Genomic DNA, 26901 nt, shown 5'->3' on the forward strand with positions numbered 1-26901 from the left:
ACGGCGCAGGCTGGCAGCAGGCGATCAGGCTTCCTGATAGCTCTCGATGGACGGGCAGGCGCAGACCAGATTGCGGTCGCCGAATACGTTGTCGACGCGTCCGACCGGAGGCCAGTACTTGTTTTCGATCAACGAATCGACCGGATACACCGCTTGCTCGCGGCTGTAAGGGTGACTCCACTGGCCGACGATTTCCGCAGCGGTGTGCGGTGCGTTTTTCAGTGGATTGTCGTCCTTGTCCAGCGTGCCTTCTTCAACCGCACGGATTTCTTCGCGGATCTTGATCATGGCGTCGCAGAAGCGGTCCAGTTCTTCTCTGGATTCACTTTCGGTCGGCTCGATCATCAGCGTTCCGGCCACCGGGAACGACATGGTCGGTGCGTGGAAGCCGAAGTCGATCAGGCGCTTGGCCACGTCATCGACGCTGATGCCGCTGCTGTCCTTGATCGGGCGCAGGTCAAGGATGCACTCATGCGCAACCAGACCGTTGGCGCCGGTGTACAGCACCGGGTAATGCTCTTCCAGGCGCCGCGAAATGTAGTTGGCATTGAGGATCGCCAGTTGCGAGGCGCGCTTGAGGCCTTCGCCGCCCATCATGCGGATGTACATCCAGGTGATCGGCAGGATGCTGGCGCTGCCGAATGGCGCTGCGCAGACCGCGCCTTCCTTGCGTTCCATGCGTGCGTGCCCCGGCATGAACGGCGCGAGGTGAGACTTGACGCCAATCGGGCCGACGCCCGGGCCACCGCCGCCGTGCGGAATGCAGAAGGTCTTGTGCAGGTTGAGGTGCGAGACGTCGCCGCCGAACTTGCCCGGCGCGCACAAGCCGACCATCGCGTTCATGTTGGCGCCATCGATGTAAACCTGGCCGCCGTTGTCATGAACGATGCCGCAGATTTCGCGAATGCCTTCTTCGAACACGCCGTGGGTCGACGGGTAGGTGATCATCAGCGCTGCAAGCTGGTCGCGGTGCTGAACGGCCTTGGCGCGCAGGTCTTCGATGTCGACGTTGCCGCGCGCATCACAGGCGGTCACCACGACGCGCATGCCGGCCATGTTGGCGGTCGCCGGGTTGGTGCCGTGCGCCGATGACGGGATCAGGCAGATGTCACGGTGCTCGTCGCCACGGCTCTGATGATAAGCGCGGATCGCCAGCAGGCCGGCGTATTCACCCTGGGAGCCCGCGTTCGGTTGCAGCGAAATCGCGTCATAGCCAGTGGCCGCGCAGAGCATGGTCTCCAGTTCGTCGGTCAGTTGCTGGTAGCCAGCGCTCTGCTCGGCAGGGGCGAAGGGGTGGAGATTGCCGAACTCGGCCCAGGTCACCGGGATCATTTCGCTGGCGGCGTTGAGCTTCATGGTGCACGAGCCCAGCGGGATCATGGTGCGGTCCAGTGCCAGGTCCTTGTCGGCCAGCTTGCGCAGGTAGCGCATCAGCTCGGTTTCAGAGTGATAGCGGTTGAATACCGGATGGCTGAGGATGGCCGATTGGCGCTGCAGAGCAGCGGGCAGACGCGACTGAACGCTGTCTGCCAGTGCGGCGAAATCCGGAAGGCTCTGACCATCGCTGGCGAAGATTTCCCACAGCGTTTCGACCGCCGACTGTGACGTGGTTTCGTCGAGTGACAGGCCCAGACGCTGATCGTCGATTTCGCGCAGGTTGATGTGACGCGAGCGGGCGGCAGCATGCAGTGCGGCGGTCTGGCTGCCGGTGACCAGCGTCAGGGTGTCGAAAAAGAACGCTTGTTCGGCTTTCAGGCCCAGTTGGCTCAAGCCTTCGGCCAGGATCGCGGTCAGGTGGTGCACGCGGTTGGCGATCTGTGTCAGGCCGCGCGGGCCGTGATACACCGCGTACATGCTGGCGATATTGGCCAGCAATACCTGTGCGGTGCAAATGTTGCTGGTCGCCTTTTCGCGGCGGATATGCTGTTCGCGGGTTTGCATGGCCAGGCGCAGGGCCTGCTTGCCGTGGCGATCCACCGACACGCCGACCAGACGGCCCGGCATGTCACGCTTGAACGCGTCGCGCGTCGAGAAATAGGCCGCATGCGGGCCGCCGAAGCCCAACGGCACACCGAAGCGTTGCGCACTGCCGATAGCCACGTCTGCGCCGAACTCGCCCGGCGGGGTCAGCAGGGTCAGGGCCAGCAGATCGGCCGCCACCGCTACCAGCGCGTTGGCAGCGTGGAAGCGCTCGACCAGTTCGCGGTAATCGAACACGTCACCATTGCTGGCCGGGTATTGCAGCAGCGCACCGAAGTAATCGCTGACATCGCCCAGCTCGGTCTCATCGGCAACCACGACCGTGATCCCCAGCGGTTCGGCACGGGTGCGCAATACATCGAGGGTCTGCGGGTGGCAGTGGCTGGAGGCGAAGAACTGCTGACTGCTTTTGTTCTTGCTCAGGCGCTTGCAGAACGTCATCGCTTCCGCCGCTGCGGTGGCTTCGTCCAGCAGCGAGGCGTTGGCAATCGGCAGGCCGGTCAGGTCGCTGATCAGGGTCTGGAAATTGAGCAGCGACTCCAGACGGCCTTGGGAGATTTCCGGTTGATACGGGGTATAAGCGGTGTACCAGGCCGGGTTTTCCAGCAGGTTGCGCAGGATTGGCGCAGGTGTATGGGTGTTGTAGTAACCCTGGCCGATGTAGGTTTTGAACAGCTGGTTCTTGCTGGCGATGGCTTTGATGGACGCCAGCGCATCGGCTTCGCTCTGTCCGGCAGGCAGATCGAGCACGCTGGTGCCCTTGATGCTTTCCGGGATCACGCTTTCGCTCAATGCTTCGATGGAGTCAAAACCCAACGTTTGCAACATGGCCAGCTCGTCGTCGGCGCGCGGGCCGATGTGACGGGCGATAAATTCGTTGGCGGTGCTCAGTTGAATACGGTCAGTCATGGCGTGCTCCTCAGGCTTCGGCGTTGGCTTTGATCAGGCGGTCGTAGGCGTCCTGATCCAGCAGGCCGTGGATCGCGTCGGCATTTTGCGGGATGAAGCGAAAGAACCAACCGGCGCCAAGGGCGTCTGCATTGACCAGCTCCGGCGTGGCGTCGAGCGCTGCGTTGACCTCGACCACTTCACCGTCCAGCGGCATGTTGATGCTGCTGGCGGCTTTGACAGATTCCACCACCGATACCTCGGCGTGTTGAGTGTAGGCCTGCAATTCCGGAAGCTGCACAAAGACCACGTCACCGAGCGATTCTTGCGCGTAGGGGGTAATGCCAACCGTCACGCTGCCGTCGGTTTCGGCTCGCAGCCATTCGTGGTCAACGGTGAATCGCAAATCGCTCATACAGGCTCCTTAAAGAACTGGCCTCGCGTCAGGCGCGAGCATATGAGAAGGCACTTAGCAATTTCACGGCCATTTTTTATTTATTCAATAAAATCAGTTGGTTAGGCTGTTCAGACGGCATCAATCGAAGGTGCTCTGTAGCGAAAACGCTACAGTCGGTGGGCACCTTGAAATGGCTGAACGATCAAGGCCTTGAAACGAAGGGCTGTACGCGATTTGTAGCGAAATCATTCCAATGGAATGATTTCGTGACGGGTAAGGCGGCGCCCTTGACCTTCAGCGCCGCCGTGCACGGTTTCAACCGCTAGCCGACCTGCTTTTCGGAGGCGCGCAAAAACCTTTCCAGCTCTGCAAGCGGCAACGGTTTGCTGATCAGATAGCCTTGAATCTGATCGCAATGGCTTTCACGCAGGAACGCCAGTTGCTCGGGCGTCTCTACGCCTTCGGCGATCACTTTGAGACCCAGGCTGTGGGCCAGTTCGATGATTGCCCGGGCGATGGCGGCATCCTGCGGATTGCTAGTCACCTCGCGAACGAAAGCAATGTCGATCTTGAGCTTGTGAATCGGGAAGCGGCGCAGGTACGCGAGGCTTGAATAGCCGGTGCCGAAGTCGTCGATTGAAATACTCACGCCTGCTGACTTGAGCGTTTCCAGCGTCGCGATGGTGTGCGAGGTGTTTTCCATCAACGAGCTTTCCGTCAGCTCGACTTCCAGCCAGCGCGGTTCGACCCGGTGCTTGGTCAGGGCCTGACGGATGTCGGCGACCAGACTGCTGTTGGAAATCTGCTGGCCAGACACGTTGACCGCGACTTGAAACAGTCCCAGCCCAGAGCGCTGCCAGCGGGCAATCTGCGCGCAAACGCTGTCGACCACCCAGTTACCGACCTCACCGATCAGGCCAAGGCTTTCCAGGACCGGCACGAACACCGCCGGCGAAACACCTGGCTGACCGGGACGCGGCCAGCGCAGCAATGCTTCCAGCCCGCAAATCCGGTTATCGTCCAGGTTGAGCTTGGGCTGATAGACAATCTCGAATGCCTGTTTCTCTACTGCATCGCGCAAGGCGGTTTCGAGCTCCAGGCGCGCCGAAACGTCGGCGTTCATCTGCGCGGTATAGAACCGATAGCTGTCGATGCCGAATTTCTTCGCGCTGTTCATGGCGGTGTAGGCGTGCCTGATCAACTCGCGCGCGTCTTCGCCGTCTTCCGGATAAAGGGCGATGCCGATGCTGGCAGTCATGACGATGCTTTGGCCTTCGACATGAAAAGGCACCCGCAACGCCTTGCGGATACGTTCCAGCGTCTTGCGCGTGTCGGCCTGGCCGTCGCGGATCATCAGAATCAGGGCAAATTCGTCGCCGTCCACGCGTCCGAGCGTGTCGCTGGCGTTGAGGCACTCCGAGAGGCGATGGCTGACTTCCAGCAAAACCTGATCGCCCAGGACGTGGCCCCAGGTTTCGTTGATGTTCTTGAAGCCATCCAGGTTGACCGTCAGCGCCGCCAGCTTCCAGCGACTGATGGCCGCTTGAGTGAGGCCCATCTGCAGGCTGGTGAAAAACAGGTCACGGTTCGGCAGCCCGGTCAGCGTGTCGTAGTGGGCCATGGTCAGCAGACGTTGATCGCTTTCCTTGCGCCGGGTGATGTCGCGCACGATACCGACGATGACCCAGTCTTCACCGGTGCGATACGCCTGGCGATGGATTTCGACTTCAACATCATTGCCGCTCTTGTCGCGAATCTGCGTCTCGAGCGGTTCGCTGGGGCCTTTGCCGGCGATGATCTGGTCATACACGACTTCCAGGTTTTCCATGGACGTCTCGCCCAGCTCGGCCGGCGTCTTGTGTGACAGTTCCTCGGCGGTGTAACCCAGCAACTGACAGGCCCTGCGGTTGAACTCGATCAGGCTCATGGTGTTGCGATTGATCAGGAAGATCGCGTCTTCCGAGGCGTCCATCACGGTGCGGAAGCGCTCCAGATCGATAGTGCGCTGTTGCAACTGCTCTTCGAGAATCATGCTGTGGCTTTTCAGGTAATCGCCAAATGATTTGAGCCGCAACAGGTTGCGCACCCGTAGCCACAGTTCAGAGCTGTCCACGGGTTTATTGAGGTATTCCTCGGCACCGGCCTCAAGCCCGGACAGGCGCGCGCTTTGCTGATCGAGTGCGGAAAGCATGATGATCGGGATGTTGGCGGTGCTTTTATTGGCTTTCAGCTGGCTGGCCACTTCGTAGCCGTCCATGCCGGGCATCATGATATCCAGCAGGATCAGGTCCGGCGCGTGGAGTTCGACCATCTCCAGTGCGACTTCCCCCGACTCTGCTGTCAGCGTCCGATAGTTCTGATTCTGTAACAGCACTTCCAGCAGGTCCCGGACATGGACATCGTCATCGACAATCAGGATCGTTGAGGCGCTCTGGGTCATGACATGTGCTCAGGTAAGGGGCTGTTGAGCCGGGCTTTTGTCGAGGAGGGAATCGATAACCCGGTACAACTCCTGGTAGCGCAAAGGCTTGATGATGTAGGCATTGCAGCCTGCCAGGCGGATTTTCTCTTCATCTTCTTTCATCGCCATTGCGGTCAGTGCGACTACAGGAATCGCTGCGGTGCTGGCGTCTTTTTTCAACAATGAGGTGGCTTTCAGGCCATCCATTTCCGGCAACTGAATGTCCATGAGGATCAGGTCAGGCTGATGCTCGCGTGCCAGTTTCAGGCCGGTTTCGGCGTCCGTTGCGCAGAGCACGACGTGCCCGGCGCTGGTCAGTAACAGTTGCGCCAGACGCATGTTGGCCGCGTTGTCTTCGACGATCATGATCTGGGCCACTGCGCCTCCCCGGTTTCGAGCGTGCGGATCGGCAGCCAGACCACGAAGCGCGCGCCGAGGTCTTTGACGCTCGCCACCGCCACGCTACCGCCATGCAGCTCGGCCAGTTGCTTGACCATCGCCAGGCCCAGCCCCGTGCCTTCGAATTTACGTGCCAGGCCACTGTCGATCTGGCTGAACGCTTTGAACAGCTTGTTCATGTCGCTCTGGGCGATGCCTATGCCGGTGTCGCTGACGCTCAGTTCCAGAAACTGCTCGTAGTCACCAGGCGGTACCGGGAAGACATGCGTCGGCCAGTCACCCTCGAGTACGCCAGCCTGCGCGCTTGGAACCTGACGCACCGAGAGCGTGACCCAGCCTCCCGGGGCGCTGAACTTCACCGCATTGGCCAGCAGGTTGTAGACGATCTGTTTGGTCTTGCGTCGGTCCAGCTCCAGCAGGCCGAAGTCGGCGTCGGTTTCCAGCTTCAGTTGAATGCGTTGCAGCGCTGCCTGCTCGCGGACGATCAGCAGGCTGTTGCTCAACAGTTCGTCCAGATCGACCGGTTCCAGCTCCAGCGTCATCATGCCGGCCTCGACCTTGGACAGGTCGAGAATGTCGTTGATCAGCGAGAGCAAATGCTGGCCACTGTTGAAGATGTCGCCGATGTAACCACGCTGGGCGTCGCTCATGTCGCCGACCATTCCGTCCTTGAGGGCTTCGGAGAAGCCGATGATCGCGTTCAAGGGCGTGCGCAGTTCATGGGACATGGTCGCCAGAAACTCGGACTTCATGTGGCTGGCATGCTCCAGCTCGATGTTTTTCTCTTCCAGCGTCCGTTCGAAGCGCTTGCGCTCGGTGACATCGCGAGCCGCGGCAAATACACCCTTTAGCTTGCGATCCCGGTCATGGAAGGTGGCGGCGTTGTATGACACGACGGTTTCCGTGCCGTCGTAGGCGCGCACGGTCAGTTCGTAATCACTGACCTTGTGTTCGCTGATCACGCGTTTGATCGCCGCATCGGCGCTCGCCGGGTCGGTGAAGAAATTCTTGCAGGGGGCACCGATCAGTTCGTCGCGGGTGCGCCCGGTTAGCGCCATCATCTGCTTGTTGACGTCGGAAATAATGCCCTGCGGGTCGGTCATCATCAGCGCATCGATGTTCGATTCGATCAACGAGCGGGTGTAGAACTGCTGATCCCGCAGCCGCTGATCGAGCAACGCTTGGGCTTCTTCTTCCTGCTTGCGGGCCGTGTTATCGGTGCCGATGAGCAGGTAGCCGATGATGGTTTCGGTGCTGTCACGCAGCGAGGTCACCGAGACCATCGCGGACAGGCGGCTGCCGTCCTTGCGGATGTAGGTCAGCTCGTAAATGTCTTCGATACCGCGTGAGGCCTTGAACACCAAGGCTTCAAAGCCCGGTGTGATAGGCGTATTCAGCTCATGGCTGAGTGCTGCGGCGCGAATGATCAGCTCGGCAGGGTCGGAAATATCGGCCGGGGTGATTTTATCGACCACATCTTCGGAGTGATAACCGAGCATGCGTTCGGCGCCGACGTTGAAAATCTGTATGACGCCGTGCTCATCGGTGGCGATGCTGGAGAAATAGGCGCTGTTGAAAATGGCGTCCTGAAGCGCGCCGGTTTTCAGCAGGATTTTCTGCCGGCGGGATTCGACTATCGTTTCGGCACGAGACTGTGGCTCGGCGGCTTGGCGGTCTACTGGCGGGGTTTGCATGATTCTTTCCCGTTACTACGTGACCCTGTCTGCCATTACGGCCGTAATACAAACTTACGGACACCCATTCAAATGGGTGATAAGAGGTTTGTCGAACATACCAGACGCTATCGGCAGTTTATTTATTTAATGAAGCTTTTCTGAATGTTTTTTAGACAAATCTTGCTGGCAAGCTAGGGCTTGGCAGAGATTCCGTACTTTCGCAGGCGGTGCGCGATTGCGGTATGCGAGGTGTGCAGGCGGGCCGCCAACTGGCGAGTGGAGGGGAAATCGGCGTAAAGTTTTTCCAGAAGTTGCTTTTCAAACACGGCTACAGCGTTCTCGAGGCTGTCGACCGGAGCGTCGTTCTGGCGCGCCACTGCCGTACCTGCGATGTCCAGGTCGCCTATATCCACATGGGTGGCTTCGCAGATGGCGGCAGCGCGAAATATCACGTTTTGCAATTGGCGCACATTGCCCGGCCAGCGGTTGCCCAGCAGGGCAGGGTAGGTGGCGTGTGCCAGTCTGCAGACCGGGCGCTGGATCTGCGCGCAGGCCTGCTCCATGAAATAACGCGCCAGCAATAAAATGTCCTGACCACGCTCGCGCAGGGGCGGCACGTGCAGGTTGAGCACGTTGAGGCGATAGAACAGGTCTTCGCGAAAGGAGCCTTCGCTGACCATTTTTTCCAGATCGCGATGGGTTGCGCTCAAAATCCGCACATTGACCCTGATTTCCCGATCCCCGCCAACGCGTCGAAAGCTGCCGTCATTGAGAAAACGCAGCAGTTTCGCTTGCAGGTACGGCGACATTTCGCCGATCTCGTCAAGGAATACGGTGCCCTTGTTAGCCAGTTCCATCAGCCCTGGCTTACCGCCGCGCGCGGCACCGGTAAATGCGCCGGGTGCGTAACCGAACAGCTCGCTTTCCGCCAGATTTTCCGGGAGCGCTGCACAGTTCAAGGCCAGAAAGGGCTCGCCATGGCGCGCGCTGCTGGCATGGCAGGCTCTGGCAACGAGTTCTTTGCCGGTCCCGGTCTCACCCTGAATCAGCAACGGAGCGTCCAGCGTTGCGACCCGTTGTGCCCGGGCCTTGAGTGTGCGGATTGCCGCCGAGTCGCCCAGCAAGGCATCAAAACCTTCGGCGTGATCATGGTGCAGCGCCGACAGACGCTCGCCGATCCGGCTGGGCAGGTACAGCGTGATCAGCGCGCCCGCTTCGGTTATCGGGGTCGCATCGAGCAACAAGGCTTCACCGTTCAAGGTGATTTCCCGCAGCGGCAAGCGAAAGCCGTTTTCCAGCAGGGTTGTCTGCAGGCCGGGTGCGACCAGCAGTTCATCGATGGATTCACCGGCCGGCTCACGACCGATCAGCGCAATCAGCGCAGGATTGGCCAGCAGTACATGCCCGGCACTGTCCAGCGCCAGCACCGGGTCGGTCATGGCGGCGAGCAGCGCGTCCAGTTGCAGATGGCGGCGTTGACCGGGAAGAATGTCCACCACTGTGATTGCTTCCACGCCCCGAACCCGGAATAGCGCGTCCTTGAGCTCTTCGAGCATCTGATGGCTGAGGGTGGGCGCATCGATGTACACGTTGGGCGGCACCATCTCCACAGCATCCAGATTCAGGTTGCGCCCACCCAGAATCGCCAGCACTTCCTGGGTGATGCCAACGCGGTCGATGAAACTGACGTGGATACGCATGGGGCCCTGACGGTTCGCAACGAAGAGGGCGGCAAGTATGCCTTGTGGTGACGGGTTTGGTGAAATCCGGTGGCATACAGTGTGTCAGGCACAATCAATGTGGCCTGTTTCAGGTCCGCTTCGCAGCCCTTCGCTTGTCAGCGATCTGTTGGATGTGGTAGCGGACTTGTCCGCGAACTGCCGGGAACCGGCAGCGAAACCGACCGCCTCGGTGTGCCAGACACAACCAAGGCAGCTGAATTCAGGGCCGCTCCGCAGCCCTTCGCTTGTTGTGGGAGCGGACTTGTCCGCGAACTGCCGGGAACCGGCAGCAAAACCGACCGCCTCGGTGTGCCAGACACAACCAAGGCAGCTGAATTCAGGGCCGCTCCGCAGCCCTTCGCGGACAAACGAAACGTCGCCCGGTCCGCTCCCACGCCCTACGGGCAGAAGCCCGATTTTCGGGCTCATCGAGATGAGCGTCCAGTGTGGGCATGACAATCTTGGCTTGAAGCTTACCGCTCAAGCCTATTCCAGATGCTCCGGCTTGACCGGATCGCCTGATTTGACGTTCAGTTTATTGCGAATGTCGTCGAACATCTGGTCGTAGTCTTTATGTTGGGCGATGGGCAGAGCAGCGGAATTGGGCAGACCGTGTCTGATGGCAATGCGGCTGGCATCGTGAGCGAAGTTGAAGGCCTGATCGCGTGTCAGCTGGAACTGCTCTTCGAACGGTTTGCCAGCGATTTCACCTTGCATGGTGAAATGCATGGAGGTGCCTTCCTTGGGGTCTTCGTTCACGTCGTAGCGCAAGTGGATGTCATAGCTGATATCCGACGGTTGCAGCGCTACGTAGGTGAGATGCAGATGGCCTGGCTCGTACATGAAGTGACTCCATCAGATGATGAGTGTGCTCAGTCAGACACTGATCGTGCCCGGACGGTTCAGCCTTATGCATGTGGCGGCGCTCACGTGCAGCTGTCTCGGTCAATGCTCACGGTCAGCTTTGGCGGGCTCGGGTCTCGACCATATCCAGATATTGCCCAGTGCCATCCCGGTCAGGGCCAGATACAGCCACCAGGCATGACCGATCAGGCTCAGCATGACCACCGCGCACACCAGCATGCTGACGGTTGCGCTGATTTTGGCCTTGCGGGCGACCAGTCGGCCATTACGCCAGTTGTACAGGATCGGCCCGAATACCCGATGGTTTTCCAGCCAGGCGTTCAGCCGCGGCGAACTGCGTGTCGCTGCCCAGGCCGCCAGCAGAATGAATTCGGTGGTCGGCAGGCCAGGAACAAAGATCGCAACAATGCCTATGCCAAGCGCGGTGTAGGCTAGGATGCCGTATAAAAGGCGTGAAAGTCGGGAGCCGGGTGGTTTGTACGTCATGGTCTCTACAGGCAGGTTCGGAAAGCCCGGCCAGCTTAACAGCACCGGGCGCTTTTTCATGCCTGAGCTGCTTCGGCGACAGGTGCATCGATGTAGGCGTGCTGCAGCAGTACATTGAATCGCTCGAAGGCTGCAATCGCTCCTTGATCAAGTTGCGCTTCCTGCTGGGCCGTCAGCGGCAGGTCATCCAGCGTCCTGACAAACGTCTTCCAGCCTGCGGCGCGGCCACCTTCGGGTTCGCCCAGGTGGCGAGCACCGAAGCTGTCGCTCAGGTTCAACGCTTCGGCGCGCTTGATCAGGAAGGCCGCGCCCAGCTTGGAGCCCTCGGAAACGAACAACCAGCCGAGTGCCTCGGCGCTGCTTGTGGCGTGTACTGCGCCGGGCACGGGGTGAGGGATGTCCATGTTCAGGTCGGTAAGGTCTGCCTTTGCCTGTTCCGCCCGGCAGCGTGTGGGCAGGTCTTTGATGATTGCCTGCAGCGCGGGATCGTTGTACAGGCCTTGCAGTTCGCTCTGGAACAGGTACTGCGCAACCACGAAACGGGCATAACCGGCCAGGGATGCAAACGGCGCATGGGCCTTGACCGCTTTGTCGAGCTGTTCGTGTGGCGCATGGGTTATCTGGCTGAGGCGTTGCGAGCGCAGGGTCGGTCGGGTCTGGTCGAGGGGCATCGAGGTCTTCCTTGCTGAAATAGGAGGCATGTTGAAAAAAGGGCTTGTTGAATAGACGAATAGCCAGCCCCGAGAGCGTAAAAAAAGCCTGCCGCCTTTATTCGACGGCGGGCTTCGAGTCACTGTCGGGTTTAGATGTCCCACACCAGATTGACGCTGAAGTTGCGTCCCGGCTGGGTCAGGCGATCGAGATTGGCGGGCGCAGTCACGCCAGCCTCGCCCACGCCGTCGTAGCCGCGCACGACATCCCAGCGCCAGTACTTCTTGTCGGTCAGGTTGTAGAGGCCCGCGTTCACGGTCACGTCATTGCTGACTTTGTAGTACCCGGTCAGGTCGAGAATGCCGAAGCCCGGCGTCTTGAACTGGCTGGAGGTGCCATCCGGTGTGTGGAAATTGCTGTCGTCCACGCGGGTCTTGCGCTTGACCAGCGTCCAGCTCAACAGGCCGCCATAGGCGCCTTGGTCATACCCGAGGCCGAGGACGCCGGTCAGCGGGTTGACGCTGTTGATCGGTTCGCCCGTGTCCTCGTTGCGCCCGTGTACGTAAGCAATGGATGCCTGGCTGTACAGACCGTCTGGCGCGCCCAGGCTGTCGAGATTCAGACGGCCCTTGAACTCTGCGCCCTTTATGGTGGCGTGCTTGATGTTGCTGGACTGGAAAGTGAGTTCGTCATAACCGGGGGTGATTGCGTCCTCGTTGATGAAGTCGCGGTACTTGTTGTAGAACACGGCGATGTCGAACGAGCCTGATTCAAAACGGCCACGCAGACCGGTTTCATAACTTTTGCTGGTTTCCGGCTTGAGGTCCGGGTTGGGCTCGACCACGTACCCGGCAGTGGGGTTTTCAAAGCGTCCATAAAGCGCTTTGGCCGAAGGCGTGCGGAAGCCTTCGGCATACTGGCCATACGCGGTGTACTGGTCGCTCAGCGCGTAGGTCACGCCGAACTTGGGCGACAGGCGATGCCATGTCCGCGTTTCATCGTTAGCCTGGCCGGTGTCGGTCAGGCTGACCGACCTGAGAAACTCCGGCGTGAACTCCGGGTCGAGCCGGGTGTGGTCATAGCGCACGCCGGGCAGGAAGGTCCAGTCGTTCCAGCTGATTTGATCCTGAGCGAACAGCGCGTAGCTGGTGATGGTCGGGTCCGGAAAATCGCTGGTTGCGGCCAGTCGGTCGCTCGGGCTGTCTGCACCGACCACACGACACGAGCCGAACACTCGCGCACAGGTCCCGCTGCCGCTGCGCAGTCCGGTGACTTTCTGTTGTTTGAGGGTGGTGCCGTAGGTCAGCACATGATCGGTACTGGCAATGGAAAAGGCCTTGTCCAGCTGTGCATCGAAAATCCACTGCTTTTCCTGATACTCCGTATCGCGTTGGCGATACACATCGCGGGAGAACGGGAAATAGCGTTCGTCGGTGCTTTGGTCGGTCTTGGCGGTCTGGTAATTCAGGCTCCATTTGAGGTTATCCACCAGCGGGCTGTCGAGACTGAACGTGTTCTCGATACCGAAGCGTTCACGGGTGATCGTGTCGTTACCCTCGCGCGACCGATACATGCCCAGCCCGCTGCCATTGGTGAACGGTCCGCCCACTGCGCTCAGCAGGTTGGTATCGCGATCATCCTTGTACTTTTCATAGGCCAGCGCCAGACGCGCGCCATCGGCGTAGTTCCAGCCCAGCTTACCCAGCACATTGGTGCTGCGGGCGTCCTGCGGGTTGGCCTCGGTGCGAGCCAGCCCGGTGCCGCCGGTTTCGCCATAGGATTCGGTTTCGTGACCATTGCGCTGGCTCAGGTGCAGCAGGCCGTCGAACTCGCCCTGACGCCCGGCGAGGGTGGCCGAGTTCAGCCAGTTTTCGTCTGCCGAGCTGTAGCCGGTTTTCAGGCGCGCGCCGATATCCTTGCCGGGTTTGATGATGTCATCCGGGTCCAGCGTGTAATAACTGACCACGCCGCCGATGGCACTGCTGCCGTACAGGGCCGAGGCGGGGCCGCGAAGGATTTCCACGCGTTTGACGATCTCGGGGTCGACATAGTTGCGGTGGGTCTGCGCATAGGGGCCGGTGAAGAAGCTGTCGGGCACTTCAACGCCATCGACCTGGGTCAGGACGCGGTTGCCGTCGATGCCGCGAATGTTGTAACCGGTCGTGCCTGCGCGCTGGCCTGCGCCGCCCACCTACACGCCTGGCTCGTAACGCACCAGGTCGCGAATGGTGTTGATGTTCTGGCGGTCGAGTTGTTCGCGCGTATGCACACTGACTGTGTTCGGCACGGTGACCACGTCCTGAGCCTGACGCGTTGCACTGACGGTGATCTGATCGAGGGCCATGACCCCGGCAATGTGTTTTTCCAGCACCACATTGTTATTGCCGAGGTTGCGATAGCTCAGTGAGCTGCCCGCCAGCAATTTGTCCAGCGCGGCCGTCGCGCTCAGGTTGCCGCTTGCGCCACCGGTGGTTACATTTTGTGCCAGTTCCGCTGACATGCCCACCTGCCAGCCGGTGACGCGGCTGAATTCGTTCAGGGCCGATACCAGCGGCTGCTGGCTGATCGAAAAGGTGTAGGTGCCAGCCGGGCGTGGCGACGCAACATTTTCGCTGGAAGCATGGGCGGGCAGTGCCTGCAGACCTGCGCCAAGCACTGCAAGGGTCAGCAGTGAAAGCGTGAGCCGTGCGCGGCTGTGGGCGACAGGCGTGAACGTGGGTGACATCGGTAGCGCTCCCTGGGGTGTTGCTCGTTATAGTGTTTGCAAACTGCTTCCGGATGAGAATCAGTTGCATCGGCTATAACTAGACGAACGGCCAGCCGCTATCGAGTAAAAAAATTCTGCTTCAGTTGAGAATCACCAGCGCGGGCAATTCATGCACGCTCGCCGACGTGATCTGCGCCAGCGAGCGCACCACATCCAGCGGGTTGTCGAGGCGATAATTGCCGGTGACGGCCACCTGATTCAGTCGCGCATTGGGGCTGATGATCCAGCCTGGATAATAGCGACGCAGTTCAGCCAGCACTTCGCTCAACGGGCTGTTGGCGAAGACCAGTCGGCCCTGCACCCAGGCCAGGTCCCGCGCCGGATCAAGTTTTTCACGGTTTCCAAAACCGCCAGGCCCGATGCGAAGGCGTTCTCCGGCTGCCAGGCTGAGGCTTGAGTTGCCTCGCACAGCATGCACATCAACAGCGCCGCGCTGTACGTCCACTTGCGCCACACCGTCCAGATAACGCACAGAGAACGCGGTGCTGTCGGCACTCATGCGTACCGGCCCGGCTTCGATTTCGAATGGCAAGCCCGGCCGGGACGCCACATCGAAGAACGCTTCGCCTTGAAGCAGGCGGGCAGAGCGCTGCTGGCCGTCGATCCGGCTGGAAAACGCCGAGTTGGTGTTGAGCAGAACCTTCGAGCCATCGGTCAGTTCGAGCCGCTGGCGCTCGCCGACCACGGTCAGGTGATCCGCTTGCAGGCGTAACGGTAGATTGCTGAAACTGAACAGCCCAAGCAGCAGAACGGCGGCGGTGGCCAGCGGTTTCCAGTGCGGGCGGACACGCTGCCACATCGAAGGCTGGCGTGGCTGCGCGAGGGTTTCAGCCGCGAGTTGAACAGGCTGCGAGTGCCAGATCGCCCGGGCCTTGTCGAACGCGCGCGCGTGCGCTGGATCGGCATTCAGCCATGTCTGGAAACTTGCCAGCCGATCGGCATCGGCGTCTTCCAGCTCGATCAGCCAGGTCAGCGCCTGATCCATTGCGCGATCGTTCAATACGTCCTGCGCAATCGCTTGCGGACGTTCTGTTCTCGGGGGCACGGTGTTCCTCGGAATCCTGAAACTGTGTCGATAAGAGTCTGGAGCCTGCGGCAGCATTCAGGGCGGGTCAAGCCTTGAAATCACGCCCACGCAGATCGCCATGATCAGTTTCAATTCTTTTTGCACCGTGCTGGCCGAGACCTGCAACTGCTCGGCGATCTCCAGATAACTGCAGCCATCGAGGCGGCTGAGGGTGAAGATTTTCTGCTGACGCGGGCTGAGTGTGCTCAGGCTGGCGCTCAACCCTTCGAGCAGGCGCTTGGCGTGCGCGGCATCTTCGGGGGCCCCGAGTTGGGCAACGACGCGTTCCAGTTGTGCGGGGGAAACGTCCTCGATCATGGTCCGGCCATGAATGCGCCGGGCACGCAAATGATCCAGCGCCAGATTGCGGGCTGTCTGGAAGACGAAGGGTTCGAGATGATCGACGGGGTGTTCGGTCAGTGCCCGACTGACGCGTAGCCAGGTCTCCTGAAGCAAGTCCTCGGCGGCACTGTGGCTGCCAACCATGCGCTGCAACGTGCGCAACAGCACGGCACGTTGGGCCAGAAAGACGTCATTGAAGCGAGACTGCGACACAAGGAGAGCCCGACCGAAGATTCAAGCAAATGATAATGCTTCTCATCTTCTGGTCGGGTCAAGCGTGGATCGGTAAATATTTGTTCCGGCAGTGTCTCGTTGCTGCGTTCCAGTAAGAGCCGCTTGCGGTGACGCCAGCCATCACGTCCAACTGCTCATGAAACGGTTACTGCGCGTTATGCAGCGCCAGGCAGTTGTCGAGCATGCGGTTGGAGAACGCCCATTCGTTGTCGTACCACGAGAGCACCTTGAGCAATTTGCCGCTGACTTTGGTGTGATTGGCGTCGAAGATCGACGACAGCGGGTTGTGATTGAAGTCGTGGGAGACCAGCGGCAGGGTGTTGTAACCGAGCACTTTGGAATGCTGGCTGGCTTCTTTCATCAGCGCATTGACTTCTTCAGCCGTGGTCTCACGCTTCAGGGTCACGGTCAGGTCGACCAGCGAGACGTTGATCACCGGCACACGAACGGCCATGCCGGTCAGTTTGCCTGCCAGTTCCGGCAGCACCAGGCCCACCGCTTCGGCAGCCCCGGTCTTGCTCGGGATCATCGACTGGGTGGCCGAACGCGCACGGTACGGGTCGGTGTGGTAGACGTCGATCAGGTTCTGGTCGTTGGTGTAGGCATGGATGGTGGTCATCAGCCCGGTTTCAATGCCCAGTTCGCGATGCAGCACTTGAGCCACCGGCGCCAGGCAGTTGGTGGTGCACGATGCGCTGGAGATGATCTGGTGTGACTGGCGCAGCGTGTCGTGGTTGACACCATAGACGATGGTGGCATCGGCACCACTGGCCGGGGCAGAGATAATCACCTTGCGCGCACCGGCAGTCAGGTGCGCTGCAGCCTTGTCGCGGCTGGTGAACAGGCCGGTGCATTCGAACACCACGTCGATGTTCTGCGCTTTCCACGGCAATTCGGCCGGGTTGCGGATGGCGCTGACCGAAATACGGTCACCGTTGACGGTCAGACTTTCCTTGTCACACTCGACCGTGCCGCTGAAAGGGCCGTGTACGGTGTCGAAACGCAGCAGGTGCGCGTTCATTTCGCTGTCGCCCAGATCGTTGATGGCGACGACCTGCAGGTCCTGACGGTAGCCTTGGGTATACAGTGCGCGTAGGACGTTGCGGCCGATTCGGCCAAAACCGTTGATTGCGATACGAAGAGTCATACAGCCGTCCTTCTGAATTTGTTGTTGGAATTACAAGATTATTCTCATGGAAATAGAAAACAAGCCTTTTTAGTGGCAATATTTTGTTTTATCTACAACTACAAGCCTGAAAGGCCCTCCCGGTTGATCGAGATCAGGGTTCAACCTCCTGACCGTACAGCTCGATAACCGGAACCGTCTTTACGGGTGACCTTAGACGTTAGCCTGGAGTTCACCACATGCATCCCCGCATTCTTGAGGTAACCGAGCGGCTCATCGCTCGCAGCCGTGACACCCGTCAGCGTTATCTTGAATTGATTCGCGGTGCAGCGAGCGAAGGCCCGATGCGCGGCAAACTGCAATGTGCCAACTTTGCTCACGGGGTCGCTGCCTGCGGCCCGGAAGACAAGCAAAACCTGCGTCTGATGAATGCCGCGAACGTGGCGATCGTCTCTTCCTACAACGAGATGCTCTCGGCGCATCAGCCCTACGAACACTTCCCTGCGCAGATTAAACAGGCGTTACGTGACATTGGATCGGTCGGTCAGTTTGCCGGTGGCGTGCCCGCCATGTGCGATGGCGTTACCCAGGGCGAACCGGGCATGGAACTGGCCATCGCCAGCCGCGAAGTGATCGCCATGTCTACCGCCGTGGCGTTGTCCCACAACATGTTCGATGCCGCGTTGATGCTGGGTATCTGCGACAAGATCGTCCCCGGCCTGATGATGGGCTCGCTGCGTTTTGGTCATCTACCGACCGTTTTCGTGCCCGGCGGGCCGATGGTGTCGGGGATTTCCAACAAGCAAAAAGCCGACGTGCGGCAGCGTTACGCGGAAGGCAAGGCCACCCGCGAAGAGCTGCTGGACTCGGAAATGAAGTCCTACCACGGCCCCGGCACCTGCACCTTTTACGGCACGGCCAACACCAATCAACTGCTGATGGAGGTCATGGGCATGCACCTTCCCGGTGCTTCGTTCGTCAATCCCTACACGCCGTTGCGCGATGCGCTGACTGTCGAGGCGGCGCAGCAGGTCACCCGGCTGACCAAACAGAGCGGCAACTTCATGCCGATCGGCGAAATCGTCGACGAGCGCTCGCTGGTCAACTCCATTGTCGCGCTGCACGCGACAGGCGGTTCGACCAACCACACGCTGCACATGCCCGCCATCGCCCAGGCTGCCGGTATCCAGTTGACTTGGCAGGACATGGCCGATCTGTCGGAAGTGGTGCCGACCCTCAGCCATGTGTATCCGAACGGCAAGGCGGACATCAACCACTTCCAGGCTGCCGGAGGCATGTCGTTCCTGATTCGCGAGTTGCTCGCTGCAGGCCTGCTGCACGAAAACGTCAATACCGTGGCCGGTTACGGCCTCAGCCGCTACACCAAAGAGCCTTTTCTGGAAGACGGCAAGCTGGTCTGGCGCGAAGGTCCGCTGGAAAGCCTGGATGAAAATATACTGCGTCCGGTGTCGCGTCCGTTTTCGCCGGAAGGTGGCCTGCGGGTCATGGAGGGCAACCTGGGCCGTGGCGTGATGAAGGTTTCTGCGGTCGCCCCCGAGCACCAGATCGTCGAGGCTCCGGCCAAGGTGTTCGAGGATCAGCAGGACCTGGCTGATGCGTTCAAGGCCGGCGAACTGGAATGTGATTTCGTTGCCGTGATGCGTTTCCAGGGGCCACGCTCCAACGGTATGCCCGAGCTGCACAAGATGACGCCGTTTCTGGGCGTTCTGCAGGACCGGGGCTTCAAGGTCGCGCTGGTGACCGATGGACGGATGTCGGGCGCTTCGGGCAAGATCCCGGCAGCGATTCACGTTTGCCCTGAAGCGTTCGACGGTGGCCCTTTGGCACTGGTGCGCGATGGCGATGTGATCCGCGTCGATGGCGTAAAAGGCACGTTACAAGTGCTGGTCGAGGCGTCAGAATTGGCCGCCCGCGAACCGGCCGTCAATCAGCTCGACAATAGCGTTGGCTGCGGTCGCGAGCTGTTTGGATTCATGCGCATGGCCTTCAGCTCCGCAGAGCAAGGCGCCAGCGCCTTTACCTCTAGTCTGGAGAAGCTCAAGTGAAGTTGGCCCTGGTCGGTGACATCGGCGGTACCAATGCACGTTTTGCCATATGGGAAGACGACACGCTGCATTCTGTCCGGGTATTCCCGACCATTGACTACGCAGGCCCGGAAAAGGCCATCGAAGTCTATCTTCAGGACCTTGAGTTGCAGCGCGGTGATATCGGCTACGTCTGTCTGGCGGTCGCCGGGCCGGTCGACGGTGATCTGTTTCAGTTCACCAACAGTCATTGGCAGCTCAGTCGCGAAGCGTTCTGCGCCGATCTCAAGGTCGATCACCTGCTGCTGATCAACGATTTCACCGCCATGGCGCTGGGCATGACCCGCCTCAAGGATGACGAGTACCTGACCGTCTGCCATGGTCAGGGCAAACCGGATCGGCCGCGTGTCGTGGTCGGGCCGGGCACCGGTCTGGGCGTCGGTACGCTGATCAAGCTGGAGGGTGATCGCTGGATGGCGTTGCCGGGGGAGGGCGGGCATGCCGACCTGCCCATCGGCAGCCCGCGCGAAGCGTTGCTGTGGGCGCGGCTGATGGCCGAGCGCGAGCACGTCAGTGCCGAAGTGGTGCTCAGTGGTGCGGGCCTGTTGCTGCTCTATCAGGTCAGTTGCGCGCTGGATAACGTCGAGGCAGTGCTCAAGTCGCCTGCCGCGATCACCGCGGCGGCGCTGGCGGGCGATCCGGTGGCGGCAGCGGTACTGGAACAGTTCTGTGTGTTTCTGGGCCGCGTGGTGGGCAATAACGTGCTCGTTCAGGGTGGCTTGGGCGGTGTGTACATCGTCGGTGGCGTGGTCCCGAGGTTCGTCGACTTCTTCATCAACAGCGGCTTCAAGCGCGCCATGGCAGAAAAAGGCGTGATGAGCGACTATTTCAAAGGCCTGCCGGTCTGGCTGGTCACCGCCGAATACCCTGGTCTGATGGGGTCAGGTGTTGCCTTGCAACAGGCTTTCGGTTCGCAGATCTGAGCAACATCCCATAACAACAAAGCTTTGCAGCCAAACAAGGACGCCTCATTTTGAGTTCAGTCAGTAAATCGATCCTGCTGGTGGATGACGATCAGGAGATTCGCGAGTTGCTGGACACCTACCTGAGCCGCGCCGGTTTTCAGGTACGCACCGTTGGCGATGGCGCTGGATTTCGTCAGGCATTCAATGAGGCGTCGAGCGATTTGCTGATTCTCGATGTCATGCTGCCCGACGAAGACGGTTTCAGCCTGTGCAAATGGGTGCGCCAGCATCCGCGCCAACCGCATGTGCCCATCATCATGCTGACCGCCAGCTCCGACGAAGCCGACCGCGTCATCGGCCTGGAGCTGGGGGCCGACGATTACCTCGGCAAGCCCTTCAGCCCGCGCGAGCTGCAGGCCAGAATCAAAGCGCTGTTGCGCCGTGCCCAGTTCGGCCAGGAACGTGCGAGCGGCGATGTGATTGTGTTCGATGAATGGCGTCTGGACATGGTCAGCCATCGACTGTTTCACAACGATGGCGAAGAAGTGATTTTGTCCGGCGCCGACTTTGCGCTGCTCAAGCTGTTTCTCGACAACCCGCAGCAGATCCTCGACCGCGACACTATCGGCAACGCCACCCGTGGGCGCGAGTTGATGCCGCTGGAGCGCATCGTCGATATGGCGGTCAGCCGCCTGCGCCAGCGTTTGCGCGATACCGGCAAGTCGCCTCGTCTGATTCGCACCATACGCGGCAGCGGTTACCTGCTGGCGGCGAACGTCAACACGCAAGCAGGCGGCAATTATTAAGCCGCTTGCCACGGGTCGAAAAAAAGCCGGCCTGCCGCTGCCGCGCTCACTGTTGGGCCGCATGCTGCTGCTCACCTTACTGGCGGTGCTGATGGCTCAGGCGCTGTCCAGCGTGATCTGGCTGTCGCAATTGCGTGTCACGCAGATGGAAGGGCTGGTCACCAGTGCGCGGAGCCTGGCGTATTCGATGGCGGCCAGTGTCAGCTACTTTCGCTCATTGCCGCTGGCTTACCGGCCGATGGTGCTGGATCAGTTGCGCAGCATGGGCGGCACACGCTTCGTGGTCTCGCTCAACGATCACCCGCTGGATATGCCGATCATGCAACCCACGCCGCGCAAACAGGCGGTGCTGGACGTCGTCGGTGAAGTATTGCGCCAGCGGATGGGCAACGATCCGGCCATCACTGTATGGTTTGCCCGCCCGGAAGAACTGCGGATTTTCAATAGCGGCCTGAAGCTCGACGAGCTGCCGCGCTCCTGGGCGCATTACGCGCTGACGCTCGAACCGGTGAACCCGCCGGTGCTGGTGACGCAGATCGAAATGGCGCCGGGCGAATGGTTTTACATTGCCTCGCTATTGCCCGAGCCTTACACCTCGCTCGAAGAGCAGGAGCTGCCTCTCCAGCAGGTCTCGTTCATCGTCCTGACCAGCCTTTTTCTGTTGCTGTTCATCGGCTTGCTGGTGCACTGGCAAAGCCGTCCGCTAAAACGGCTGGCGCGCGCTGCGAGGGACATGTCGCTGGGTGCGGACGTGGTGCCGGTGGATGAAGGCGGCGGCAGCGAAGTGGTCGAGGTCAGCCGCGCGTTCAATGCGATGCGCACCCGGATCAGCCGCTACCTGACCGAAAGGGGCCAACTGTTCAGCGCGATTTCCCACGATTTGCGCACGCCCATCACCCGTTTGCGGCTGCGGGTCGAACTGCTGGAAGACGAGCAGCTGCAACGCAAGTTCAGCCGCGATCTGGATGAACTGGAGATGCTGGTCAAGGGCGCGCTGCAATGCGTCAAAGACACCGACATTCACGAAAATATCGAGCCGGTCGACCTCAATGCACTGCTGGACTGTCTGGTCGAACCCTGGTTGCTGGCTGATGGCAGCGGGCGCGTCACGCAGCAGGGCGAGGCGCAGGCTGCGTACCCCGGCAAGCCGCTGGCGCTCAAGCGCTGTATTGGCAATCTGATCGACAACGCCCTTAAATACGGGCATCGAGCGCATTTGAAGGTCGAAGACAATGCCCAAGCGTTTGTCTTGCACGTGGACGACGAAGGTCCGGGCGTTCCCGAGCAGCGTCTCGAACACGTCTTCGAGCCGCATTTCCGCCTCGCGGGCAATCAGCAGCAGGGTTACGGCCTGGGTCTGGGGATCGCCCGCAACATCGCCCACAGTCACGGTGGCGAAGTCAGTTTGCAGAACCTGCGCGGTGGTGGGCTGCGGGTGACGTTGTATCTACCGCGGACGGTTGAATGATTGATCGTGTAGTGGGCTTTAGACCTTTGCGGCCGGGGACTTTGCCAAATGTCACCATTCTGTGACATTTTCGCATCCCTTCGTTACTGTTGCCGCCTCCGGCTTGGTTAGACTCCCACGAAGCGCAAGCATCAGACTTGCTCAGGCATAACAACAAGAAAGGTCAATTCGATGAATTCCATGTCACGTCTCGCCGTTGTCATCTCTCTCGCTTCGTTGTTCCCTCTGAGCGCCACCGCCGCTGAATCCAAAGGCACCGTTGAAGTGGTGCACTGGTGGACATCGGGTGGCGAAAAAGCTGCAGTCGATGTCTTGAAAGCACAAGTTGAAAAAGACGGCTTTGTCTGGAAAGACGGCGCTGTTGCCGGTGGCGGCGGTGCCACGGCCATGACCGTGCTCAAAAGCCGTGCCGTTGCTGGCAACCCGCCAGGCGTTGCGCAGATCAAAGGCCCGGATATTCAGGAATGGGCGTCTACCGGCCTGCTCGATACCGACGCGTTGAAAGACGTTGCCAAGTCCGAGAAGTGGGACTCCCTGCTGGACAAGAAAGTCTCCGATACCGTGAAGTACGAAGGCGATTACGTCGCCGTGCCGGTGAACATCCATCGCGTCAACTGGCTGTGGATCAATCCCGAAGTCTTCAAGAAAGCGGGCATCGACAAGGCACCGACCACCCTCGAAGAATTCTACGCAGCGGGCGACAAACTGAAGAAAGCCGGCTTCATTCCGCTGGCACACGGCGGTCAGCCTTGGCAGGACAGCACGGTGTTCGAAGCAGTCGTGCTCTCGGTCATGGGCGCTGATGGCTACAAGAAGGCGCTGGTCGATCTCGACAAAGACGCGCTGACCGGCGAAGGCATGGTCAAATCGCTGACTGAACTGAAGAAAGTCGCCACCTACATGGATGCCGATGGCAAGGGCCAGGACTGGAACCTGGAAGCAGCCAAGGTCATCAACGGCAAAGCCGGCATGCAGATCATGGGTGACTGGGCCAAGAGCGAGTGGACCGCCGCCAAGAAAGTCGCAGGCAAGGATTACCAGTGCGTAGCCTTCCCGGGCACCGACAAGGCATTCACTTACAACATCGATTCGCTGGCGGTGTTCAAGCAGAAAGATAAAGGCACGACTGCTGCTCAGCAGGATCTTGCCAAAGTCGCGATGGGTGAGGACTTCCAGAAAGTCTTCAGCATCAACAAAGGTTCGATCCCGGTTCGCCAGGACATGCTTGCCGACATGAACAAGTACGGTTTTGACTCATGCGCACAAACCGCTGCCAAGGACTTCCTGGCTGACTCGAAAACAGGCGGTCTGCAGCCAAGCATGGCGCACAACATGGCGACTACGCTGGCAGTCCAGGGCGCCTTCTTCGATGTGATCACCAACTACATCAATGACCCGAAAGCCGACCCGGCAGCAACGGCCAAGAAACTGGCCACTGCGGTCAAGTCGGCCCAGTAATCGTCATTAACCGCCTGTAACCGCCGCCCGTGGTGTTGAAATCCCTCATTGATTTCACCCACGGCTGCGACCTGGATTCGATACACCGAATGGGATACTCCCGATGAGCTCTGTCGCTGCGCATAGCAAAGCCTCGCCAATGGATGCGCTGCAACGCTGGCTACCCAAACTGGTGCTGGCACCCAGCATGTTCATCGTGTTGGTCGGTTTCTATGGCTACATCCTCTGGACCTTCGCGCTGTCGTTCACCAACTCGACGTTTTTGCCGTCCTACAAATGGGTCGGCCTGGCGCAATATGCGCGCCTGATGGACAACGACCGCTGGTGGGTGGCGAGCAAGAACCTGGCTGTGTTTGGCGGCATGTTCATTGCCATCAGCCTGGTGATCGGGGTTTTGCTGGCGGTTATGCTGGACCAGCGCATCCGCCGAGAAGGCATGATCCGCACTATTTATCTGTACCCGATGGCGCTGTCGATGATCGTCACCGGTACGGCCTGGAAGTGGCTGCTCAACCCTGGCCTGGGCCTGGACAAAATGCTGCGCGACTGGGGCTGGGAAGGTTTCCGCCTTGACTGGCTGATCGATCCGGATCGCGTTGTGTACTGCCTGGTCATCGCTGCGGTGTGGCAGTCTTCCGGCTTTGTCATGGCACTGTTCCTGGCGGGTCTGCGCGGCGTCGATCAGTCGATCATTCGCGCGGCACAAATGGACGGTGCGAGTTTGCCGATGATCTACTGGCGTGTCGTATTGCCGAGCCTGCGTCCGGTGTTTTTCAGCGCAGTCATGATCCTCGCGCACATTGCCATCAAGAGCTTCGATCTGGTGGCGGCCATGACGGCGGGCGGCCCCGGTTACTCGTCGGACCTGCCTGCCATGTTCATGTATTCCTTTACCTTCAGTCGCGGCCAGATGGGCATGGGCTCGGCCAGTGCAATTCTGATGCTCGGCGCAATCCTCGCGATTCTGGTGCCGTATCTGTATTCCGAGCTGAGGACCAAACGCCATGACTAGCCATGTTGGAAAACCGGGCATCAGCTTCAGTCGTGTGGTTATTTATGCCGTGCTGTTGCTGGCCTGTCTGATCTATCTGGTGCCATTGGTGGTGATGTTGTTCACCAGCTTCAAGACGCCTGAGGACATCGGCACCGGCAACCTGTTGAGTCTGCCGAGCGTAGTCACCGCCATCGGCTGGATCAAGGCCTGGGACATCGTTGACGGCTATTTCTGGAACTCGATCAAGATCACGGTTCCGGCGGTGCTGATTTCCACCGCGATCGGCGCACTTAACGGTTATGTGCTGTCAATGTGGCGTTTCAAAGGCTCGCAGTTGTTTTTTGGCCTTCTGCTGTTCGGCTGCTTCCTGCCGTTTCAGACGGTTCTGCTGCCTGCTTCCTTCACGCTGGGCAAGATGGGGCTGGCCAATACGACCGTCGGGCTGGTGTTCGTCCATGTGGTCTACGGGCTCGCGTTCACCACGCTATTCTTCCGTAACTACTACGTCAGCATTCCCGATGCATTGGTCAAGGCGGCGCGTCTGGACGGTGCCGGTTTTTTCACGATCTTCGGCCGCATCATTCTGCCGATGTCGACGCCCATCGTAATGGTTTGTCTGATCTGGCAGTTCACCCAGATCTGGAACGATTTCCTGTTCGGCGTTGTGTTCTCCAGCGGCGAGTCTCAGCCGATCACTGTGGCGCTGAACAACCTGGTCAACACCAGCACAGGCGCCAAGGAATACAACGTTGACATGGCGGCGGCGATGATCGCCGGCCTGCCGACACTGCTGGTTTACGTACTGGCTGGCAAGTATTTCCTGCGTGGGCTCACAGCCGGCGCGGTCAAGGGGTAATCATGGCGACTCTCGAATTGCGCAACGTCAACAAGACCTACGGCAGCAATCTGCCGGACACGCTCAAAAACATCGAGCTGTCGATCAAGGATGGCGAGTTTCTGATTCTGGTCGGCCCGTCGGGCTGTGGTAAGTCCACGTTGATGAACTGCATCGCCGGGCTGGAGAACATCAGCGGCGGGGCGATCCTGATCGATGGCGAAGATGTCAGCGGCACCAGCCCCAAGGATCGTGACATCGCGATGGTGTTTCAATCCTACGCGCTGTACCCGACCATGACGGTTCGCGAAAACATTGCGTTTGGCTTGAAAATTCGCAAGATGCCGCAGGCCGCCATCGACGAAGAAGTCGCCCGCGTTGCCAAGCTGCTGCAGATCGAGCACCTGCTCAATCGCAAGCCGGGGCAGATGTCCGGCGGTCAGCAGCAACGGGTTGCCATGGGGCGTGCGCTGGCACGTCGGCCGAAGATTTATCTGTTCGACGAGCCGCTGTCCAACCTCGACGCCAAGCTGCGGGTCGAGATGCGTACTGAAATGAAACTCATGCATCAACGCCTGAAGACCACCACGGTCTACGTGACCCACGATCAGATCGAAGCGATGACCCTGGGCGATAAAGTGGCCGTCATGAAAGACGGTATCGTCCAGCAGTTCGGTACGCCCAAGCAGATCTACAACGATCCGGCCAACCTGTTTGTGGCCAGCTTCATTGGTTCGCCGCCGATGAACTTCATCCCGCTACGCCTGCAGCGTAAAGATGGCCAGTTGCTCGCGCTGCTCGACAGCGGTCAGGCGCGCTGTGAACTGCCGGTAGGCGTTTCGGATGCAGGGCTTGAAGATCGAGAAATCATTCTTGGCATTCGCCCTGAACAGATTATGCTGGCGTCCGACGAACAGAGTGGTCTGCCTGGCATTCGCGCCGAGGTGCAGGTGACCGAGCCGACCGGTCCGGACACGCTGGTTTTTGTAACGCTGAACCAGAGCAAGGTCTGCTGTCGTCTGGCCCCGGATGTCGCACCGCAGGTGGGCGAAAGCCTGACCCTGCAATTCGACCCTTCCAAGGTGCTGATTTTCGATTCGCAGAGCGGCGAACGTCTTGGCGTCCTGGCGAAGCAGGCGTCGGCGGAGCGGGTAAACAACGTGTCTCAGTTGAACCGCAAGTGATAAATTGCGCAACGGGTGCACTGGCCGGCCTTCGACTGCCACCGGAGCGGCCTGTCGTGAACACAAGCAGTAAATGAAGCAAGACGTC

General features: G+C 59.9%; 20 protein-coding genes and 1 pseudogene. 8 read left to right on the top strand and 13 right to left on the bottom strand.

Annotated elements, in window-relative coordinates:
* Window positions 1-24 precede the first annotated feature (24 nt).
* The 13 genes and pseudogenes from gcvP to gap form a co-directional block, all read right to left on the bottom strand.
* Complete coding sequence (gcvP, locus tag BLT55_RS01130; protein WP_054999136.1) at window positions 25-2889, bottom strand: aminomethyl-transferring glycine dehydrogenase; 2865 nt, start codon at window positions 2887-2889, stop codon at window positions 25-27.
* A 10-nt stretch (window positions 2890-2899) separates the two neighbouring features.
* Window positions 2900-3283: a glycine cleavage system protein GcvH gene (gene gcvH / locus BLT55_RS01135; protein WP_007253003.1), complete on the bottom strand. Its 384-nt coding sequence runs from the start codon at window positions 3281-3283 to the stop codon at window positions 2900-2902.
* Between the two features lie 304 nt (window positions 3284-3587).
* On the bottom strand, window positions 3588-5705 hold the full coding sequence (locus BLT55_RS01140) for a putative bifunctional diguanylate cyclase/phosphodiesterase (RefSeq protein ID WP_054999135.1): 2118 nt from the start codon (window positions 5703-5705) through the stop codon (window positions 3588-3590).
* Window positions 5706-5714: 9 nt separating this feature from the next.
* Entirely contained in the window at window positions 5715-6104 is a 390-nt protein-coding gene (locus BLT55_RS01145; protein ID WP_007253005.1) for a response regulator, read from the bottom strand.
* A complete protein-coding gene (locus BLT55_RS01150) occupies window positions 6089-7819 on the bottom strand; it encodes a PAS domain-containing sensor histidine kinase (RefSeq protein ID WP_054999134.1) in 1731 nt (576 codons plus the stop codon). Before BLT55_RS01150 ends, BLT55_RS01145 begins: the two co-directional genes overlap by 16 nt.
* Window positions 7820-7992: 173 nt before the next feature.
* Window positions 7993-9501 (bottom strand): sigma-54-dependent transcriptional regulator, encoded by a 1509-nt coding sequence (locus BLT55_RS01155; RefSeq protein WP_054999133.1) that lies wholly within the window; start codon window positions 9499-9501, stop codon window positions 7993-7995.
* Between the two features lie 507 nt (window positions 9502-10008).
* Entirely contained in the window at window positions 10009-10365 is a 357-nt protein-coding gene (locus BLT55_RS01165) for a DUF5064 family protein (RefSeq protein ID WP_054998924.1), read from the bottom strand.
* Window positions 10366-10467: 102 nt separating this feature from the next.
* Window positions 10468-10932: a YbaN family protein gene (locus BLT55_RS01170; protein ID WP_007253009.1), complete on the bottom strand. Its 465-nt coding sequence runs from the start codon at window positions 10930-10932 to the stop codon at window positions 10468-10470.
* The gene (locus tag BLT55_RS01175; RefSeq protein ID WP_054998923.1) at window positions 10929-11543 is read right to left on the bottom strand and encodes a biliverdin-producing heme oxygenase; all 615 of its coding nucleotides are present in this window, start codon (window positions 11541-11543) and stop codon (window positions 10929-10931) included. Before BLT55_RS01175 ends, BLT55_RS01170 begins: the two co-directional genes overlap by 4 nt.
* Window positions 11544-11674: 131 nt before the next feature.
* Window positions 11675-14248: pseudogene (locus tag BLT55_RS01180) on the bottom strand (TonB-dependent receptor).
* A gap of 121 nt (window positions 14249-14369) precedes the next feature.
* A complete protein-coding gene (locus BLT55_RS01185) occupies window positions 14370-15335 on the bottom strand; it encodes a FecR family protein (RefSeq protein WP_007253012.1) in 966 nt (321 codons plus the stop codon).
* Window positions 15336-15392: 57 nt separating this feature from the next.
* On the bottom strand, window positions 15393-15911 hold the full coding sequence (locus BLT55_RS01190; protein ID WP_054998922.1) for an RNA polymerase sigma factor: 519 nt from the start codon (window positions 15909-15911) through the stop codon (window positions 15393-15395).
* Window positions 15912-16077: 166 nt separating this feature from the next.
* Entirely contained in the window at window positions 16078-17079 is a 1002-nt protein-coding gene (gene gap, locus BLT55_RS01195; RefSeq protein ID WP_007253014.1) for a type I glyceraldehyde-3-phosphate dehydrogenase, read from the bottom strand.
* Between the two features lie 218 nt (window positions 17080-17297).
* On the opposite strand from gap, the gene edd reads away from it, so the two are divergent.
* The 8 genes from edd (at window position 17298) to BLT55_RS01235 (ending at window position 26813) form a co-directional block, all read left to right on the top strand.
* On the top strand, window positions 17298-19124 hold the full coding sequence (edd, locus tag BLT55_RS01200) for a phosphogluconate dehydratase (protein WP_007253015.1): 1827 nt from the start codon (window positions 17298-17300) through the stop codon (window positions 19122-19124).
* Complete coding sequence (locus BLT55_RS01205; protein ID WP_007253016.1) at window positions 19121-20086, top strand: glucokinase; 966 nt, start codon at window positions 19121-19123, stop codon at window positions 20084-20086. Before edd ends, BLT55_RS01205 begins: the two co-directional genes overlap by 4 nt.
* Before the next feature lie 50 nt (window positions 20087-20136).
* Window positions 20137-20874, top strand: a complete 738-nt coding sequence (locus tag BLT55_RS01210; protein WP_007253017.1) for a response regulator — start codon at window positions 20137-20139, stop codon at window positions 20872-20874.
* Between the two features lie 61 nt (window positions 20875-20935).
* Window positions 20936-22342 carry an ATP-binding protein gene (locus BLT55_RS01215; RefSeq protein ID WP_054998921.1) on the top strand — a complete coding sequence of 469 codons (1407 nt, stop codon included), beginning with the start codon at window positions 20936-20938 and terminating at the stop codon, window positions 22340-22342.
* 171 nt (window positions 22343-22513) lie between these two features.
* A complete protein-coding gene (locus BLT55_RS01220; protein WP_054998920.1) occupies window positions 22514-23800 on the top strand; it encodes an ABC transporter substrate-binding protein in 1287 nt (428 codons plus the stop codon).
* Window positions 23801-23903: 103 nt separating this feature from the next.
* Complete coding sequence (locus BLT55_RS01225; protein WP_054998919.1) at window positions 23904-24812, top strand: carbohydrate ABC transporter permease; 909 nt, start codon at window positions 23904-23906, stop codon at window positions 24810-24812.
* Window positions 24805-25650, top strand: coding sequence for a carbohydrate ABC transporter permease (locus BLT55_RS01230; protein WP_054087443.1), 846 nt, complete (start codon window positions 24805-24807; stop codon window positions 25648-25650). Before BLT55_RS01225 ends, BLT55_RS01230 begins: the two co-directional genes overlap by 8 nt.
* Before the next feature lie 2 nt (window positions 25651-25652).
* Window positions 25653-26813, top strand: coding sequence for an ABC transporter ATP-binding protein (locus BLT55_RS01235; protein WP_054998918.1), 1161 nt, complete (start codon window positions 25653-25655; stop codon window positions 26811-26813).
* Window positions 26814-26901 lie beyond the last annotated feature (88 nt).

The sequence above is a fragment of the Pseudomonas cannabina genome (assembly GCF_900100365.1).
Lineage (GTDB): Bacteria > Pseudomonadota > Gammaproteobacteria > Pseudomonadales > Pseudomonadaceae > Aquipseudomonas > Aquipseudomonas cannabina.

Bases quoted from the DNA above. Each gene is read 5' to 3' on its own strand.
- gcvP (WP_054999136.1), bottom strand. From the start codon at position 2,889: ATGACTGACCGTATTCAACTGAGCACCGCCAACGAATTTATCGCCCGT.
- gcvH (WP_007253003.1), bottom strand. From the start codon at position 3,283: ATGAGCGATTTGCGATTCACCGTTGACCACGAATGGCTGCGAGCCGAA.
- BLT55_RS01140 (WP_054999135.1), bottom strand. From the start codon at position 5,705: ATGACCCAGAGCGCCTCAACGATCCTGATTGTCGATGACGATGTCCAT.
- BLT55_RS01150 (WP_054999134.1), bottom strand. From the start codon at position 7,819: ATGCAAACCCCGCCAGTAGACCGCCAAGCCGCCGAGCCACAGTCTCGT.
- BLT55_RS01155 (WP_054999133.1), bottom strand. From the start codon at position 9,501: ATGCGTATCCACGTCAGTTTCATCGACCGCGTTGGCATCACCCAGGAA.
- BLT55_RS01165 (WP_054998924.1), bottom strand. From the start codon at position 10,365: ATGTACGAGCCAGGCCATCTGCATCTCACCTACGTAGCGCTGCAACCG.
- BLT55_RS01170 (WP_007253009.1), bottom strand. From the start codon at position 10,932: ATGAAAAAGCGCCCGGTGCTGTTAAGCTGGCCGGGCTTTCCGAACCTG.
- BLT55_RS01175 (WP_054998923.1), bottom strand. From the start codon at position 11,543: ATGCCCCTCGACCAGACCCGACCGACCCTGCGCTCGCAACGCCTCAGC.
- gap (WP_007253014.1), bottom strand. From the start codon at position 17,079: ATGACTCTTCGTATCGCAATCAACGGTTTTGGCCGAATCGGCCGCAAC.
- edd (WP_007253015.1), top strand. From the start codon at position 17,298: ATGCATCCCCGCATTCTTGAGGTAACCGAGCGGCTCATCGCTCGCAGC.
- BLT55_RS01215 (WP_054998921.1), top strand. From the start codon at position 20,936: ATGCTGCTGCTCACCTTACTGGCGGTGCTGATGGCTCAGGCGCTGTCC.
- BLT55_RS01220 (WP_054998920.1), top strand. From the start codon at position 22,514: ATGAATTCCATGTCACGTCTCGCCGTTGTCATCTCTCTCGCTTCGTTG.
- BLT55_RS01225 (WP_054998919.1), top strand. From the start codon at position 23,904: ATGAGCTCTGTCGCTGCGCATAGCAAAGCCTCGCCAATGGATGCGCTG.
- BLT55_RS01230 (WP_054087443.1), top strand. From the start codon at position 24,805: ATGACTAGCCATGTTGGAAAACCGGGCATCAGCTTCAGTCGTGTGGTT.
- BLT55_RS01235 (WP_054998918.1), top strand. From the start codon at position 25,653: ATGGCGACTCTCGAATTGCGCAACGTCAACAAGACCTACGGCAGCAAT.